General features: G+C 58.4%; 17 protein-coding genes. 6 read left to right on the top strand and 11 right to left on the bottom strand.

The annotated features are described in order from the left end of the window. Positions 1-4: 4 nt before the first annotated feature. Positions 5-1,015 (bottom strand): GlxA family transcriptional regulator, encoded by a 1,011-nt coding sequence (locus PU624_RS02625; protein ID WP_283545158.1) that lies wholly within the window; start codon positions 1,013-1,015, stop codon positions 5-7. A 159-nt stretch (positions 1,016-1,174) separates the two neighbouring features. Between PU624_RS02625 and PU624_RS02620 the strand changes: the two genes are divergently transcribed. Genes PU624_RS02620 through PU624_RS02610 form a run of 3 tightly spaced genes read left to right on the top strand, consistent with a single transcriptional unit; the run spans position 1,175 to position 2,926 of the window. Next, a complete protein-coding gene (locus PU624_RS02620) occupies positions 1,175-1,930 on the top strand; it encodes an alpha/beta fold hydrolase (protein WP_502921556.1) in 756 nt (251 codons plus the stop codon). 45 nt (positions 1,931-1,975) lie between these two features. Then, on the top strand, positions 1,976-2,599 hold the full coding sequence (locus PU624_RS02615; RefSeq protein ID WP_283544738.1) for an FMN-dependent NADH-azoreductase: 624 nt from the start codon (positions 1,976-1,978) through the stop codon (positions 2,597-2,599). A gap of 9 nt (positions 2,600-2,608) precedes the next feature. Further along, positions 2,609-2,926 (top strand): YciI family protein, encoded by a 318-nt coding sequence (locus PU624_RS02610; protein ID WP_283544737.1) that lies wholly within the window; start codon positions 2,609-2,611, stop codon positions 2,924-2,926. Between the two features lie 163 nt (positions 2,927-3,089). Here the strand turns inward: PU624_RS02610 and malM are convergent, their stop codons facing one another. The 3 genes from malM to malK all read right to left on the bottom strand — a co-directional run bounded on the left by malM (position 3,090) and on the right by malK (position 6,586). Next, positions 3,090-4,028 (bottom strand): maltose operon protein MalM, encoded by a 939-nt coding sequence (malM, locus tag PU624_RS02605; protein WP_283544736.1) that lies wholly within the window; start codon positions 4,026-4,028, stop codon positions 3,090-3,092. 104 nt (positions 4,029-4,132) lie between these two features. After that, positions 4,133-5,434 (bottom strand): maltoporin, encoded by a 1,302-nt coding sequence (locus PU624_RS02600; RefSeq protein WP_283544735.1) that lies wholly within the window; start codon positions 5,432-5,434, stop codon positions 4,133-4,135. Positions 5,435-5,476: 42 nt separating this feature from the next. Then, positions 5,477-6,586, bottom strand: coding sequence for a maltose/maltodextrin ABC transporter ATP-binding protein MalK (gene malK / locus PU624_RS02595; protein WP_179897946.1), 1,110 nt, complete (start codon positions 6,584-6,586; stop codon positions 5,477-5,479). Between the two features lie 362 nt (positions 6,587-6,948). Between malK and malE the strand changes: the two genes are divergently transcribed. The 3 genes from malE to malG are packed head-to-tail and all read left to right on the top strand — an operon-like array spanning position 6,949 to position 10,644. Further along, positions 6,949-8,139 carry a maltose/maltodextrin ABC transporter substrate-binding protein MalE gene (gene malE / locus PU624_RS02590; protein ID WP_283544734.1) on the top strand — a complete coding sequence of 397 codons (1,191 nt, stop codon included), beginning with the start codon at positions 6,949-6,951 and terminating at the stop codon, positions 8,137-8,139. Positions 8,140-8,194: 55 nt separating this feature from the next. Further along, a complete protein-coding gene (gene malF, locus PU624_RS02585; RefSeq protein ID WP_283544733.1) occupies positions 8,195-9,721 on the top strand; it encodes a maltose ABC transporter permease MalF in 1,527 nt (508 codons plus the stop codon). 32 nt (positions 9,722-9,753) lie between these two features. Next, on the top strand, positions 9,754-10,644 hold the full coding sequence (gene malG, locus PU624_RS02580) for a maltose ABC transporter permease MalG (protein WP_283544732.1): 891 nt from the start codon (positions 9,754-9,756) through the stop codon (positions 10,642-10,644). Positions 10,645-10,729: 85 nt separating this feature from the next. Here malG and PU624_RS02575 read toward each other — a convergent pair whose 3' ends face one another. The 7 genes from PU624_RS02575 to PU624_RS02545 all read right to left on the bottom strand — a co-directional run bounded on the left by PU624_RS02575 (position 10,730) and on the right by PU624_RS02545 (position 16,390). Beyond that, positions 10,730-11,338 carry a TetR/AcrR family transcriptional regulator gene (locus tag PU624_RS02575; RefSeq protein WP_283544731.1) on the bottom strand — a complete coding sequence of 203 codons (609 nt, stop codon included), beginning with the start codon at positions 11,336-11,338 and terminating at the stop codon, positions 10,730-10,732. Then, positions 11,328-11,930, bottom strand: a complete 603-nt coding sequence (locus PU624_RS02570; RefSeq protein WP_283544730.1) for an NAD(P)H-dependent oxidoreductase — start codon at positions 11,928-11,930, stop codon at positions 11,328-11,330. Before PU624_RS02570 ends, PU624_RS02575 begins: the two co-directional genes overlap by 11 nt. Before the next feature lie 97 nt (positions 11,931-12,027). Next, on the bottom strand, positions 12,028-13,098 hold the full coding sequence (locus tag PU624_RS02565) for an iron-containing alcohol dehydrogenase family protein (protein WP_283544729.1): 1,071 nt from the start codon (positions 13,096-13,098) through the stop codon (positions 12,028-12,030). A 9-nt stretch (positions 13,099-13,107) separates the two neighbouring features. Then, positions 13,108-13,776 (bottom strand): methionine ABC transporter permease, encoded by a 669-nt coding sequence (locus PU624_RS02560; RefSeq protein ID WP_283544728.1) that lies wholly within the window; start codon positions 13,774-13,776, stop codon positions 13,108-13,110. Beyond that, the gene (locus tag PU624_RS02555) at positions 13,764-14,552 is read right to left on the bottom strand and encodes a methionine ABC transporter ATP-binding protein (protein ID WP_283544727.1); all 789 of its coding nucleotides are present in this window, start codon (positions 14,550-14,552) and stop codon (positions 13,764-13,766) included. The genes PU624_RS02560 and PU624_RS02555 overlap by 13 nt, the downstream gene beginning before the upstream one ends. Further along, complete coding sequence (locus PU624_RS02550) at positions 14,545-15,348, bottom strand: MetQ/NlpA family ABC transporter substrate-binding protein (protein ID WP_283545156.1); 804 nt, start codon at positions 15,346-15,348, stop codon at positions 14,545-14,547. Before PU624_RS02550 ends, PU624_RS02555 begins: the two co-directional genes overlap by 8 nt. 22 nt (positions 15,349-15,370) lie before the next feature. Next, positions 15,371-16,390, bottom strand: a complete 1,020-nt coding sequence (locus tag PU624_RS02545; RefSeq protein WP_283544726.1) for an isopenicillin N synthase family dioxygenase — start codon at positions 16,388-16,390, stop codon at positions 15,371-15,373. Between the last annotated feature and the right edge of the window lie 65 nt (positions 16,391-16,455).

Below are 16,455 nucleotides of genomic sequence, written 5' to 3'. Positions count from 1 at the left end.
AGCATCAGATCGGCCTGCCGGTCCCGGCGTTTCTCTCCGTGATCCATTTTCGATACTGCACCGGCGTCATGCCGAGCGTCTGGGTGAACGCCTTGCGAAACGCCGTATCCTCTTTGTAGCCACATTCAGCAGCCACTTCCCGGATGTTGGCCTGCGGGTTGGCCAGCAACACACAGGCGGACTCAATCCGCACCCGCGTAATAAAGGCTTTCGGCGTCTCCTGGGTCAGTGCTTTGAGTCTGCGCTGCAGAGTGCGCTCAGTAGTGTGCAGAGCGGCCGCCAGCATTTCGGCGGTAATGGCGGGATTGCGATAACGAATAATCTCTTCTGCGCGCATCAGCAAAGGATGGCGGGTGTTGACGAAACCCGGTGGCGCATAGACCTGCTGTGACAGGGGCTGGCTGTCGGCCACGGCCATGTCTGCGGTGAGTCTGGCAATGTCACCACCCGCTTCACGACGGATGATCTGCAGCGCCACGCTCACCCACGACAGCGGCCCGCCGGTCGTCAGCACGCGCCCGTCCTCTTCCATCGCCTTGCCCCACACCGGTTTCGCGGCCGGATAACGTTGCTGCAGGGTATGGAACAGCCACCAGGTTGTGGTGCAGTGTTTGCCATTTAACAGGCCCGCCTCGCCCAGCAGCAATGCCCCGGCGCAGGCACCTGCCACTCTGGCGCCCCGCTCATACTGCTGCCTGATCCAGCCCGCGGCCTGGACAAAACCGGGCATATGAACCGGCAGGCGATCCGCGCCCAGCGCCATGCCGGTCGCGATGACGATATCTGGCTGGCCTGCGGCGGCAAAAGCACAATCCACGGTGATCATCCGTCCCTGCGCATCCCGCACCGGGGCACCGTCGGCACTGACGATCTGCACATCAAACAGGTTTCCTGCCGTCCCGGTGGACTGTTCTGGCTGGCTTTGCATGGCCTGACGGGTAATCCAGAACATGTCGGACAAACCTGAGATCGACGAGTGCAGGCTTCCTTCAAGCGCAATGATTGCGATGCGTATCGTCATGAACAGGCGATCCGTTTTGTCGTTTTTTGCATGCTTATAGTCCCTCTTCTCACCTTACTCAACGCCAGGCCGCAGCTTACACTGGATTCAACACAGCAGGGGCCAGATACACCCCCTCCTCACTGCAAAAGATACCGGAAGGAAACAGAATTAATGAAGCTCTTTCGATCACTCTGCGCCATCACCCTCTCCGCTCTGATGAGCGCGCCCGGAATGGTCAATGCACAAGGCATCACTAACATCGTGCTGGTGCATGGCGCATTTGCCGATGGTTCATCCTGGTCTGCGGTTATTGAACGTCTGCAGGCTAAAGGCTATCACGTCACAGCGGTGCAGAATCCCCTGACCTCACTGCAGGACGATGTTGACGCCACCGAGCGGGTTATCGCCCGTCAGCACGGCGACGTTCTGCTGGTGGGACACTCCTGGGCGGGTGCCGTGGTGACGCAGGCGGGCAACAATGAAAAGGTGCGGGGGATCGTCTATCTCTCGGCGCTGGTGCCCGACAGCGGTGAATCGGTCAGCGATCTGTTAACCCGCCTGGGCAGCCCGATGGAGGGTATGACGCCAGACCCGCACGGCCTGATCTGGCTCGACAGCCCGGCGGCATTTCAGCACGTCATGGCGGCAGACGTCGCAGCAGACAAAGTGCAGCAGCTGGCAGCGGTTCAGCAGCCCATCGCGGCCCGTGCGTTTAATGACAAAATTAAGCAGGCGGCCTGGCGAAATAAACCCACCTGGTATCTGCTGACCCAGAATGATAATGCCCTGCCTTATAGCGTGCAGAAAAAAATAGTGGCCCAGACAAGCTCTGAAACGAAAACCCTTCGCTCCAGCCATCTTTCACTTATTTCGCATCCCGACGACGTTGCCCGTTTTATTGCAAAAGCAGCAAAAAGCCTGAATTAACGTTCAGCTCATTGAGTTATTACTACGCCTGCACCAGGAGGATTCATGTCAGTTATTCTTCATCTTGATTCCAGTATTTTAGAGGGGAAGTCGGTTACGCGCTTATTATCGGCGGAAATTGTCCGGCAGCTCCAGGCGCGGGACAGCAATGCCCGCATTCACTATCGCGACCTTACAGAAGATGCCATACCGCATTTAACCGCCAGTATTGCTCAGGGGTTCAGGCCGCTGGGTGTTAACGACGCGGATGAAGAGACGCAAAACCAGCATCGCTTATCGGATGCGCTGGTCAACGAATTTATGGCCAGCGACATCATTGTGATAGGTGCGCCGATGTACAACTTTTCGGTTCCTACTCAGCTCAAAGCCTGGCTGGATCGTCTGGCTCAGCCGGGTAAAACCTTTCGCTATACCGAAAAAGGCCCGGTCGGGCTGGCAGGCGGACGAACCGTGATCGTCGCCTCAGCGCGGGGCGGGTTTTATGAAAACGGCCCCTTTGCCTCAATGGATTTCCAGGAGCGCTATCTCAGCGCGTATTTCGGTTTTCTCGGCATTGATAAGATTCATTTTATTCGCGCCGAGGGTGCGTCCAAATCTGACGATATCCGCCAGCACGAAATTGAACGGGCGCTGAATGCCGTTTCTGACATCGTGGCCGCCGTTAATTAAGGAGTGACCATGTTATATGCCATTACGCTGACATATCTGCACAATCAGGATGAACTGGCCCACCATACTGCGGGGCATAAAAAATGGCTCGCCGATAATATCGTGAGCGGGAATATTATTTTCGCCGGTCCCCGCGTTGATGGAACGGGCGGCTATATTCTGGCGAATTATCCGGACGACGACGCGGTTAAAATAGCGCTCTCTGAAGATCCCTTTATTCTGCATAACCTCGTCAGCGTGCAAACCGATGCCGTTATTGCCGCCATCGCTGCCGAACCTTTTGCCAGCCACTGGGCAAAAGAGGCGGTCTCCCTTTCCATAAAATAGCGGCCAGGTGAGTTTTATTGCTCCTCAATAACCCTGCTCCGGTTGTGAAAACCGCCGGAGCAGGGTTTTCTGCTGCCCGCCTGTCGCACGCTGAAACGCCGTAAAGAAAAAAGGTGCGCCAGAGCGCACCAGATGGGACAACATCAATAGCGTCGGGGCAGCTTCACCCCTTGCCTTTAACACTACTGATAAAGGTTTGCCGTGCAGAGGTCGATCCCAGCCGCTCGGCTTCATCCAGCAGTTTCAGCGCCTTGTCGATATTGCCGCTGTTCACCGCCTGGGTGATCTTCTGATTAAAGTAACGCTCGGTGTCGCTCATGATCGGTTCCGCCCGGGCTTTTGGCGCGGGCGCTGCGGCCGGAGCAGGGGCAGGCGCTGCGCTGTAAGCCGCCGCCGGTGCACCGTTACCTACGGTGACCGCACCCGGACCGGATGATCCAAACAGCGGCCCGACCAGAATTGAGGAGCCGGAACTGGTCTGCATCTTCAGCTTAATCGTGCCTTCGCGGCTGTGGCTGGCGATCGGATCGGGAATATCCGGCACGGCATGGCCGGTGCCCTGGGCGTAGGCTTTAGCCGGATCGAGCAGCGTGGTGGTCCGGGTCAAATCGCTGTCGGTGGTGAACACCAGCAGGTAGATCTTTTGCTGGCCCAGCGCCGGAGTCAGTTTCATCACCCCTTCCAGCCGATCTGCCGCCATCACGCCCGGCTTCTGATAGGTAAAGTAGCGGCTGGGGAACCACGCCGCAGGGCGCAGGTTTTCATCCAGCACCAGCACGTTAGGCGCGAAAACCTGACCGTTTGCCACTTCACTGCTCAGCGTCAGCGTCAGTTCGCCGATATTCGCGGGCAGACTGTAAGCCGCGACCGGTCCGGCAATGTGAGGCGCATTCAGCGTCTGTCCGCTGCTGGCGAGTTTTGTGGTCTGCGTCTGAGAAGCCGCCAGCGGCTGCCAGCTCAGGCGTTGCAATGTTTCAGGGGCGACGACGGGTGCGGAAGAGAGATCCTGCGGCACCAGATTGACCTCCGCCAGGGCGGGAAGCGCGTGTCCTGTCAGTAACGCCGCACTCAGGCAGAGTGCAGCCAGTTTTTTCATTTTCATTATGCGTACCTTATTGCAGGTCGCGGTGTGAACCAGGCAATGGCACACCGCGACCAAAGAGATCCATAAGGCGCGTCACCGCGCCCGTCAGAACAGGTTCTGGCTTACCACCAGATTTCCATCTGCGCGCCGAAGGTCACTTCGTCGTCTTTGCCACGGCTGTTGGTCAGGATGCCGTTGCCGGTGGAGTCCGCAGAGGCGAAGGAGGTGAGATCGCCCGAGTTATCTTTGCTGTAACCCCACTTCTCATCCCATTTGGCGTAGGTCGCAAACAGACGCAGCGCCGGACGTGACCAGATGCTGTCACCCGCCTGCCACTGCTGCGCCAGCGTCACTTTGTACTGGCCGTTGCGTTCGTTCGCCTGCTGCGATTTGACGTTGTCGTAGCCCAGCTCCAGCAGGGTGCTCATGATTGGGGTCCATTTGTACATCGGGCGCACACCCACGGTGTACCACTCGGTGCCCCGGTTGTTGTCCAGATCGATGTTCTGATACATGGCGACGTACATCAGATCCCAGCGTTCCGCCAGGGAGATCGCACCGTGATCGAGAACGCGGTACATGTCACCGTTGTTATTGATACTGGTGCCCTGCGGCACGCCTTTGCCCTGCGAAGTCATCGCGTCAGTCGCGTACTGCAGCACAAACTTGTTGTAGCCTTTCAGCATGCTCTGGGTATGTTCAGCGGTGAACATCCAGCCATCTTTAGAGGCACCATCTTCAATACGGTAGCCGTCACGCGCATTGGCACGACCATAATCGACACCCAGTTCCAGCACGCCGTTCGGGTTGGTTTCCATGCCGGCCAGACGCACATCAAACACGTCGTTAGCAGTGCTGGTGGCGAAGTCACGGATACGATCGCTGGAGAAGGTATAAGAGCCACCCGCTTCAGATGACCGGGTTGCGGCGAACGAGAGCTTACCGAAGCCTAAGTCAACATCTTCCAGACCGGCACCCGGACCGGAGATATCCCAGTAGTAGAAGTCGATCATGTGGACGTCATGACGCTGATAGAAACGCTTACCGGCCCAGAGGGTGGAACCTGGCAGTGCATCGATCAGGTTTTTACCTTTAACGTTGGCTTCACGAAAAGCGGGTGATGTCGCTTCCCAGTCATTCTGCTGCGCCACGGAGTAAGCCACGTTGGTGTCGAAATAGAAGCTCTTGTCGCCCTCTTTCCACACTTCCTGGCCTAATTTCAGTTCGGCGTAGGTTTCACATTCGTTGCCCAGACGGTACTTACTTTGGGCGCCGGTGGCCTGGAAACATTGCTGTTCGCCACCGCTGCCGGTCCAGCCAATGCCGGAACGGGCGTAACCGGTAAAATCCACCGCCATCGTCGGGGCGGAAAGGGTGCCCACCGCGACGGCAACGGCGATGGGGAGTTTGCGCAGAGTTAACATTTTCTATCTCCTGAGGTCATTGCTTTTATTGTTTTGGCAGGGCTAAACACCCGGCTCCTGATACAACCTGCGGCACGCGCTCCCGTCCTCACGGAACAGGTGACAACGCTCGGGCGGCAGGCCAATACCGAGGATGGCGCCCTCTTTTACCAGCACGACGTCCTCCTGGCGGTAGACCAGGTTCTGACGGATAGCGGGAATCTCGATGTGGATTTGTGTTTCATGCCCCAGCTGTTCCACCACCTGCACTTCCCCTTCCAGGGTGACGTCGGCGATATCGCTGGAGAGCAGATGTTCCGGGCGAATACCCAGTGACATGTTGCTGCCGACCTGCACCCCGGCACTGTCAACCGGCAGCCAGACCAGCTGCTGATTCGGCAGCCGCACCTGAACCTGATCGATGGCGGTGGCGGTCACTTTGACCGGCAGGAAGTTCATTTTTGGTGAGCCGATAAACCCGGCGACAAAGCGGTTAGCAGGATAGTGGTACAACTCAAGCGGCTTGCCGACCTGCGCAATGCGCCCGGCATCCAGCACCACGATCTTGTCAGCCAGCGTCATCGCTTCGATCTGATCGTGGGTGACGTAAATCATGGTGCGCTTCAGGCGCTTATGCAGACGGGAGATCTCAATCCGCATCTGGACGCGTAGCGCGGCATCGAGGTTCGACAGCGGTTCATCCAGCAGGAAGACGCGCGGTTCGGCCACCAGCGTGCGGCCAATCGCCACGCGCTGACGCTGACCGCCAGAGAGGGCTTTGGGCCGGCGATCGAGCAGGTGCGCCAGTTGCAGAATTTCTGCCACCTGATTAACGCGCTGATGGATCTCCGCTTTTTTCACGCCAGCCAGCTTCAGGCCGAAAGACATATTTTCCGCCACCGACAGATGGGGATAGAGCGCATAGGACTGAAACACCATGCCGATGCCGCGTTCAGCGGGCGGCACGTCATTCATCCGCTGGTCGCCGATTAACAGCTCGCCGCTGGTGATGGTTTCCAGTCCGGCAATCATGCGCAGCAGCGTCGATTTGCCACAGCCTGATGGGCCGACGAAAACAACAAATTCCCCTTCACGAATAGTGAGGTCGATATCTTTCGACACCACCGTATCGCCCCAGGCTTTCGTGACATTGCGTAACACAACGCTCGCCATGATCCCTTCCCTCTTAGCTGCATAGTCGTGTCTGCCCAGCGGCAGACGGGTTCCGGGGCTCACTATGCGAGAGGAAACAATCGGTAACATCCTCCGCCATAACGCAAACTGCTGGGGGAGGAGGCGGGAGGAGGAGAAACGTATGCTGAGGGCGCGGCCCGCGCGCTGCGGCGCTTTTTTGTGATCGCTGACGCAGACCCGAGGAATTTTTTGCCGCGTAACCCCCCGCTTCAGGCGCTTTTTGCCAGCGCGATCACAGCGACAGGGTGAGGGGCGTAGAGCGGAGGAGGATGAGATGCCGGTGTGGATACGCACAATGATGCCGACAGAGCATTCACCACTTCCGCTAACAGGATGGATTTATGACGAAGAAAACCGGAGCAAGAATTCTGGCCCTTTCGACCCTCTCTGCTGTGCTCTTTTCAGCAAGCGCGATGGCAAAAATTGAGGAAGGTAAACTGGTCATCTGGATTAACGGTGACAAGGGCTACAACGGCCTGGCCGAAGTGGGTAAGAAATTTGAGAAGGAGACCGGCATTAAAGTCACGGTCGAACATCCTGACAAAATGGAAGAGAAGTATCCGCAGGTCGCGGCAACCGGCGATGGCCCGGACATTATCTTCTGGGCGCATGACCGTTTTGGCGGCTATGCGCAGTCGGGCCTGCTGGCGGAAGTAACGCCGGATGCCAGCTTCCGCGAGAAGATCGTCCCGTTCACCTGGGACGCGGTGCGCTTCGACGGCAAGCTGATTGGCTATCCGATTTCGGTTGAAGCGCTGTCACTGATCTACAACAAAAAGCTGCTGCCAAACCCGCCAAAAACCTGGGAAGAGATGGCGGGTCTCGACAGGCAACTGCGCGCCAAAGGCAAAAGCGCCATCATGTTTAACCTGCAGGAGCCCTACTTCACCTGGCCACTGCTGGCCGCTGGCGGGGCCTACGCCTTTAAACTCACCGACGGACATTATGACGTGAAAGATGTCGGCGTCGACAACGCCGGGGCGAAAGCGGGCATGCAGTTCCTGGTGGATCAGGTCAAAGCCAAAACTCTGAATGCCGACACCGATTACTCCATTGCTGAAGCCGCCTTTAACAAAGGCGAAACCGCCATGACCGTTAATGGTCCGTGGGCGTGGGGCAACCTCGACAAGAGTGGCATCGACTATGGCGTCACGGAGCTGCCCACGCTGAACGGTAAACCCTCGAAAGCCTTTGTCGGCGTGCTGAGTGCCGGGATCAACGCCGCCAGTCCTAATAAAGAGCTGGCGAAAGAGTTCCTGGAGAACTATCTGCTGACCGATTCCGGACTGGAAACGGTGAACAAAGACAAGCCGCTGGGTGCCGTGGCGCTGAAATCTTACCAGCAGATGCTGGAGAAAGATCCGCGTATCGCCGCCACCATGAGCAACGCTAAACAGGGCGACATCATGCCGAACATCCCGCAGATGGCGGCCTTCTGGTACGCGATGCGCACCGCCACCCTGAACGCGCTGGGGGGACGTCAGAGCGTTGACGCCGCACTGAAAGATGCCCAGGCCCGTCTGAAGAAGTAATCCTTCCCTGCCGGGGTCATCCCCGGCCTGAGTGACCGTTAAGGAAAACCGCATCATGTCAGGAAAACCGAAAACGCGCAGTCTGTTGCTGAAAAGCGTTCTCATCGGGATCTGCTGTCTGCTGGTCGGCTATCTGCTGGTGCTGATGTACGCGCAGGGCGAATATCTGTTTGCGCTGCTGACGCTGATCCTCAGTGCGACCGGGCTGTGGATTTTTGCTAATCGTCGCGCCTATGCGTGGCGTTATGTTTATCCCGGCGTGGCCGGAATGGCGCTGTTTGTGCTGTTCCCCCTCGCCTGCACCATCGCCATCGCCTTTACCAATTACAGCAGCACCAACCAGCTCACCTTTGAGCGGGCGCAGCAGGTGCTGCTGGGCCGCACCTTCCAGTCGGGTGAGGCGGTCAGTTTCTCACTGTTCCCGGCTGGCGATCGCTGGCAGCTGGTGCTGAATGATGGCAAAGCCGACTTTGTCTCGCCGCCCTTTCAGTTTGGCCCGGAACAGACGCTGAAAATGGCAGCCACGACGCCACCCGCTGGTGAACGCGCGACCTTAAGAGTCATCACCACGAATCGTCAGGCGCTGAGCCAGATCCGCGCTGAGCTGCCGGATGGCCGTCAGCTGCGGATGAGTTCGCTGCGTCAGTTCTCCGGCACCCAGCCACTCTATCGGGTTGGCGCGCAGGACGAGCTGATTAACCAGCAGAGCGGCACGCATTACCGTGCCAATCCGCAGACCGGCTTCTATCAGGCCGTGAACGCGGATAATAACGGGGGCAACGAGACCTTAAGCCCTGGCTTCACTGTGAATACCGGCTGGAAAAACTTTGTGCGGGTGTTTACTGACGAAGGGATTCAGAAGCCGTTCCTGGCAATATTTGGCTGGACGCTGCTCTTCTCGCTGATCACCGTGGTGCTGACCGTCGCCGTGGGCATGGTGCTGGCCTGTCTGGTGCAGTGGGAAGCATTGCGCGGCAAAGCGGTCTATCGGGTGATGCTGATTCTGCCCTATGCCGTTCCGGCGTTTATCTCGATTCTGATTTTCAAAGGGCTGTTTAACCAGAGTTTTGGTGAGATAAACGTGATGCTCAGCGCGCTGTCTGGTGTGAAGCCCGCCTGGTTCAGCGATCCGACGCTGGCGCGCGCCATGCTGATTATCGTGAATACCTGGCTCGGCTACCCCTACATGATGATCCTCTGCATGGGGCTGCTGAAAGCGATTCCGGACGACCTCTATGAGGCCTCGGCAATGGACGGTGCTGGGCCGCTGCAGAATTTCTTTCTGATTACGCTGCCGCTGCTGCTGAAGCCACTGATGCCGCTGATGATTGCCAGCTTTGCCTTCAACTTTAATAACTTTGTGCTGGTGCAGTTACTGACCAACGGCGGGCCGGATCGCCTCGGCACCACCACGCCAGCCGGTTATACCGATTTGCTGGTGAACTACACCTGGCGTATCGCCTTTGAGGGCGGCGGCGGGCAGGACTTTGGTCTGGCGGCCGCCATTGCGACGCTGATCTTCCTGCTGGTGGGTGCGCTGGCGGTGATTAACCTCAAAGCCTCGCGGATGAAATTCGATTGATAGCCTGACGGACCGGGCGCTAAGGAGTTGTTATGGCAATGGTACAACCTAAATCACAACGGCTGCGTCTGTTCACCACGCATCTGCTGCTGCTGTTATTTATCGCGGCGATTCTCTTCCCGCTGCTGATGGTGATCGCGATTTCCCTGCGTGCCGGTAACTTCGCCACCGGCAGCCTGATTCCGGAGCAGATCTCCTGGGAGCACTGGCGGCTGGCGCTGGGTTTTAGCGTGGAACATGCGGATGGAAGCGTAACACCGCCGCCCTTCCCGGTGCTGCTGTGGTTATGGAACTCGATCAAGATTGCGGCGATCAGTGCGCTGGGCATTGTGGCGCTCTCCACCACCTGCGCCTATGCGTTTGCCCGCATGCGCTTTACTGGTCGCGCCAGCCTGCTAAAGGGGATGCTGATTTTCCAGATGTTCCCGGCGGTACTATCACTGGTGGCGCTCTATGCCTTATTTGATCGTCTCGGCCAGTATCTGCCTTTCATCGGGCTGAATACCCACGGTGGGGTGATCTTCGCCTATCTGGGGGGGATCGCGCTGCATGTCTGGACCATCAAAGGCTATTTCGAAACGATCGACGGGTCACTGGAAGAGGCCGCCGCGCTGGATGGCGCAACGCCGTGGCAGGCGTTCCGGCTGGTGCTGCTGCCGCTGTCGGTGCCGATTCTGGCGGTGGTGTTTATTCTGGCGTTTATCGCTGCGGTGACGGAAGTGCCGGTGGCGTCGCTGCTGCTGCGCGACGTGAACAGCTACACCCTGGCGGTCGGCATGCAGCAGTACCTCAATCCGCAGAACTATTTATGGGGAGATTTTGCCGCCGCGGCGGTGCTCTCTGCGATTCCGATTACCCTGGTGTTCCTGCTGGCACAGCGCTGGCTGGTGAGCGGCTTAACCGCGGGCGGGGTGAAAGGCTAAACGATCATCATTGTACGTTGCCACTGCTTACACAACGCCTGTTGTGGTTGAATGATTCGGCGGCCTGCGGGCCGCCTTTTTTAGGCTACGCCGATCCCGACGCACGACTGCCTGCCACCAGCGCCACGACCATGGCCGTGATCGCCTGCTCGCCGTCCGGTTTGCCAACATCGCCGCGTGCCACCGCGCCGGCGATGGCATCTGCGCCGCCCAGCAGGCCCCACATGCCGGCTTCAGGAATCCTGCGGCGGTCAGCGAAAGGCGCAAACCAGCGCTGACAGCGGGCGATATAGTCGAGCTGATAGTGGCGTTTAACGGCCGCCAGCTCCGGTGAGGTGCTCAGCGCTGAAATGAGTTCCGGTATTTCGCGCCCCTCGGTCATCACGCAGTCGACGTAGCAGGCAGCGAGCACTTCCGCTTTTTGTTGCAGCTGCATCGGTGCGGCATTCATCGCCGCTTCCATGAGTTCGGTCTGGCGGCGATCAAAATCGTCATACAAGGCCGCCAGCAGCCCATGACGGGTGGTGAAATGGTCATACACCACCGGTTTACTGACTCCCGCCGCTTCGCCGACCCGCGCCAGGGTCAGCGCCTCGCTGCCTTCGGTTTGCAGAATCTGCCACGCGACATCCGACAACTGCCTGCGTCGGGCCTCGCGTGACAGACGCTTACGGGGTGTTTTTTCAACGGTCATGTTTTTCCTGAGGGGTGAACACACGCTGACCCAGTTGCTGCGCCAGCTGATAGTGCGACTCAGGATAACCTTCATCGCCGCTCAGCAACAGCTCGCTGGTGACCACCGGCGCACCACAGAAGTCAAAGATGCCGTTATCAATCTGATTCCGCATGCTGGCGAAATAGCCGCGCCGCAGAAAAGTACGGGTTTCCGCTGCACCAATTGCCACCAGATGGACGGGAAGATGCCCAAGGCGTTTAACCAGCTGGCCATCCTGCTCATCAAAGGCCCAGCCCGCGATGAAGACCCGGTCGATCCAGCCTTTGAGCTGTGCCGGGAATGACCACCAGTAAACCGGATAGACCAGCACCAGCGCATCGGCGCGATCCAGCCGCTGCTGTTCAGCCAGCACATCGGGCGTCGCCACCCCCTGCCCGTTGAAAAGCTGGTGATCGCTGAGCGTGAAACGGGGATCAAACCCTTCAGCCGCCAGATCGGCCTTTTCCGCCGTGTGCTGGCCGGTCGCCATGATGCCCTGCGCCAGCTGGTCCGCTACGCGGTGGGTATGCGCATCCTGGTTGGGATGGGAAGTTACTATTAATGCATGCATCGTCGTCACCTTACCTTGTCAGCCATTAAGCTACTAAAGGTAAGTTACTATTGGTAGGTTATCAAGCCGTAACGACTGCTGAATTTGCGGACCGCATTTACTGTTCAGGCGCACCGGTCGCCAGAAAGGCCTGCTCAAGCAGATGAGAGTCGAACGTAAAAGGAAGATGCGCCAGGCTGGCCGAAGGAAAGCGGATCTGCTGCGCAATCTGCCGGACTCTGTCGGCATTGATTGCCGCGGGCAGCGTCAGGGGCGAGTGAAAACGGCGCAGCAACGCCATCAGGTCCGGATCGACCTGCTTTCCCTGCTGTTCAATCCAGGATTGAATCAGCAGGCTGAAACCGACTTTTTCGCCATGCAGCCAGTGATGCAGTTCAGGCTGGTGAGTGAGACGATCGTGGATAACATGGGCAAAGCCGGGGGTCGCCATCGCATCCTGAATACTGTTTGCCAGTCCCGCCAGCACAATGTTGGCTTCGATCACCTTCTCCAGCGCTGGCGTGACCTGCTGACTGATGTTGTCGGCCACAGCCTTTTCGCCCCACTGTTTAAGCACCGTCACCGCCTGCCAGGCGGCAGAGACTTTGAGATCCATCGCCATCCGGTGCGGCGTCTGTCGCTGATAAGGCTCAAACTCAAACCATTTCGCCAGCGCATCGACAATACCGGACCGCAGATAGCGCACATCGCTTCGGGCGATCACTTCGCTATCCACCAGAATCCACTCCGGCATGGCGTTGAGAGGCTGGCTGCGCAGATGGCCGCCCTGTTCATCATAAATAATCGCCAGCGGCGACCAGGCGGCACAGGTTGCGGCCAGCGTCGCAACGTTCACCAGCCGGATATCCGGCAGGGCGTCGTTGACCGCTTTGGCACAGTCCAGCACCCGCCCGCCACCGACGGCCAGAATCAGGGTAGCTCCGTGCGTCTGCACCTGTTGTTGCAGCGCCGCGATCGCCGCATCGGTACACTCTCCGGTCAGAAAATCGAGCTGCCAGCGAATACCCGCCTGTTCCAGACTGATGCTCAATGCCGGGTTTACCGCTTCCCAGGCGCGCGGCGACGTGAAGATATGAATATGCGAGGCCAGCGGCCGGATAATCTTCCCTGTCTCAGCCCGAAGGCCGGGCCGCTGCAGATAGCCTTTCGGCGACATCACACGAAACATAGTTACTCCTTAACGACGATAAGCCAGCGAGCGCACCAGCCGGTCGCCGAGTTTCTGAATCAGCATCACCAGTGCCAGCAGCACCACAATGGTGGCCGCCATGATCTGATTGTCGAAACGCTGATAGCCGTAACGAATCGCCAGATCCCCCAGTCCGCCGCCACCGACCACGCCCGCCATCGCCGAGAAGCCAATCAGCATCACAATGGTCAGGGTAATTCCGGCCACCAGCGCGGGCAGCGCTTCCGGCAGCAACACCCGGCTGACGATATGCCACAGCGTGCCGCCCATCGAGACCACCGCCTCGATGCGGCCACGATCGACCTCATCCAGCGCGTTCTCTACGATGCGGGCAAAGAAGGGAAATGCGCCCAGGGTAATCGGCACAATCGCGGCGGTGCTGCCCAGGGTGGTGCCGACCAGCAAGCGGGTAAAGGGGATCAGCGCGATCAGCAGCACCACAAACGGCAGCGCACGTCCGGTATTCACCAGCGCATTCAGCAGCAGTGAAATTGCGCGATTCGGCAGAATACCTTTCGGCCGGGTCAGAAACAGCAGTACGCCCACCGGCAGGCCTATTGCCACCGTAAAAAGGGCCGCCAGCAGCACCATGTAGAGGGTTTCGCCCGTGGCGTTCAGCAGCAGTTCCTGAAACCGTGCACTACTCATGCTACGCATCGTGTTAATGCCTCACGCTGATATTTTTCGATAAACGCCCGGTCTGCCTCGCCATCTTTCAGCAACATTTTGCGCAGGCGACCTTCTTCACGTCCCATAATCTGGCTCAGCGTGCCGCTTTCGATCAGCTGGCCATTCTCCAGCAGCGCCGCACCGTCACAGATACGCTTTACCACCGCCATTTCATGGGTAATCAGCACGATAGTGATACCGAGCTGCTGCTGAATGTCGGCCAGCAGATCAAGAATCGAGGTGGTGGTTTCAGGATCCAGCGCGCTGGTCGCCTCATCGCACAGCAGATAACGGGGTCGGGCGGCCAGGGCGCGGGCGATGCCGACGCGCTGTTTCTGTCCGCCTGAGAGTTGCGACGGCCAGGCTTTGCCAGACGATTCCAGCCCCACCAGCTTCAGCAGCGAGGCGACCCGCTGACGGCGCTCCGCCGCTCGCACACCGGCAATCTCCAGCGCCAGATCGACGTTGTCATGCACGTTGCGCGAATGCAGCAGATTGAAGTGCTGGAAGATCATCCCCATCTGCTGACGTTTCTGACGCAGTTGCGCCAGGCCCATCGTGGCGAGATCCTGCCCGTCAATCTCAATCCGCCCGCTGGAAGGGCTTTCCAGCCGGTTCAGGCAGCGCAGCAGCGTGCTTTTACCTGCCCCGCTCCGCCCGAGGATGCCAAAGATGGTGCCCTCTTCAATGGTGAGTGAGATGTCGTCCAGAGCTGGCGCGGGTGCGCCAGCGTAGTGTTTGCTGAGGTGGCTGATTTTAATCATGCTGCTCGTCCGCAACCGGAATCACAGAGCCCTGATAATTTTTACGAATGAACGCCGCCACCTGCGGCGAGCGCAGATCTTTTGCCAGCTGTAACACGCGCGGATCTTTCGCCAGTTCAGGCGTCGTCACCAGCAGGTTGGCGTAAGGGTTATGGGCCGCCGACTCCAGTCCCAGCGCATCTTTCGCGGGGGTCAGCCCGGCTTCCAGCGCGTAGTTGCCATTAATGACGGCGGCATCCACGTCATCCAGCGAACGCGGCAGCTGTGGCGACTCGATCTCAACGATTTTAATTTTCTTCGGGTTTTCACTGATATCTTTCGGCGTCACCAGCGTCGAACCCGCTTCGCCCTTCGCACTCAGTTTGATCACTCCTTTGTCCTGCAACAGCCAGAGCGCACGGCTCAGGTTGGTGGTGTTGTTCGGCACAGCAATGCTGGCGCCCTCTGGCAACGCCGCCAGCGACTTCACCTTGCGCGAATAGATCCCCAGCGGCTCAATGTGCACGCTGGCGACCACCGCAAAGGTTTTCCCCAGCGCTTTCTCCTGATCTTTTAAGTAGGGCAGATGCTGGAAGTAGTTGGCATCAACGTCCCCGGATGCCAGCAGTTCATTGGCATTCACGCCGCCGCTCAGCTCAACAATTTTGATATCCAGTTTTGGATCCAGGGTTTTGACATACTCCAGGATTTCCGCGTGCGGCAAGGGATCCGCCGCCACGCGCAGTGGTGCAGCCTGCAGGCTTTGAGCAATCAGCAGTGAAAGACCGGCAAGTAACAGAAAGCGCTTTTTAATCATCATCATTTATCTCTTATCGTTATCAGTGGGTGTTGTGTTCAGGATAGAAACGCTGGGCGACTTCCGGATGCGAACGCAACCGGCCCTTGAGGTAGTTCCAGCCGACTTCGCGCAGCAGTGGGTTAAGCGGATCGCTGCTCGGTCCCTGTGCCAGCCGGGCCAGCTGAGGTGGAAGCTGGTAGACTGGCACCACCGCATCCAGCTGGGCACCCAGGAAGAAGGCGATCGAAAGACGCTCATTGTTCTGCTGCGGTGACACCACGCGATGCACGGTGGCGCGCAGATAGCCGTTGGTCGCCAGCTCCAGCAGTTCGCCAATGTTCACCACAAAGGCACCCGGCAGCGGCGACGCATCGATCCAGTTGTCCGGTGTGACTTCAACCTGCAGGCCCGGCTGGTCATCCTGCAACAGCATGGTCAGGAAGCCGGAATCTTTATGCGCACCCACGCCCTGGCGTGATTCACCTTCGGTGCGGCCCGGATAGCGGATCAGTTTGATATGTTCGTTGGGATAGTCGCCGTAGAGGTTGTCGAAGGCGTTGCGTGGCAGATTCAGTGCTTCCGCAAAGGCGCGCAGCAGTTCCAGCGCCACCGCCGTCATCTGCTGCTGCCAGCGGGTGACCACGGTCTGCAATTCCGGTAAGGCTTTCGGCCACTGATTCGGCCCCTGCATCCGCTGCCAGGTGGGCGAATCGGCGGTGACGGGCAGCGCATCGCGTTCCGCGCCGATATCAAACTGCTCGCGGAAATCAGGATGACTGCGGGTGATTTCCACACCCGCCAGGTTATAGCCGCGAAAATGTGGGGAGTTGGCCATCGCCACCGCCGTTTTATCCGCCTGCGGCAGGGCAAAAAATTTCCGCGCGACCTGCTGAACCTCATTTAGTAGTGCCTGGTCGATCCCGTGATTGATTAAATAGAAGAAACCGACGTCACGCGCGGCCTGGCTTAATGTATCCAGAGCCTGTTGCTGCTCCTGTTGATTACCTGACAATAATGCGAAATCAATTACCGGCAATTCTGCTGTGGTTAACGCGCTCATGATAAACACTCTGTTGGCATGGAATAGCCTTACACTGCCATTTGGTTTATGCGTTAACTACCAAC

Origin of the sequence: Pantoea sp. Lij88 (assembly GCF_030062155.1) — a bacterium.
In the GTDB taxonomy this organism is placed as follows: Bacteria; Pseudomonadota; Gammaproteobacteria; order Enterobacterales; family Enterobacteriaceae; genus Pantoea.
This window is presented reverse-complemented; position numbering and strand designations above follow the sequence as displayed.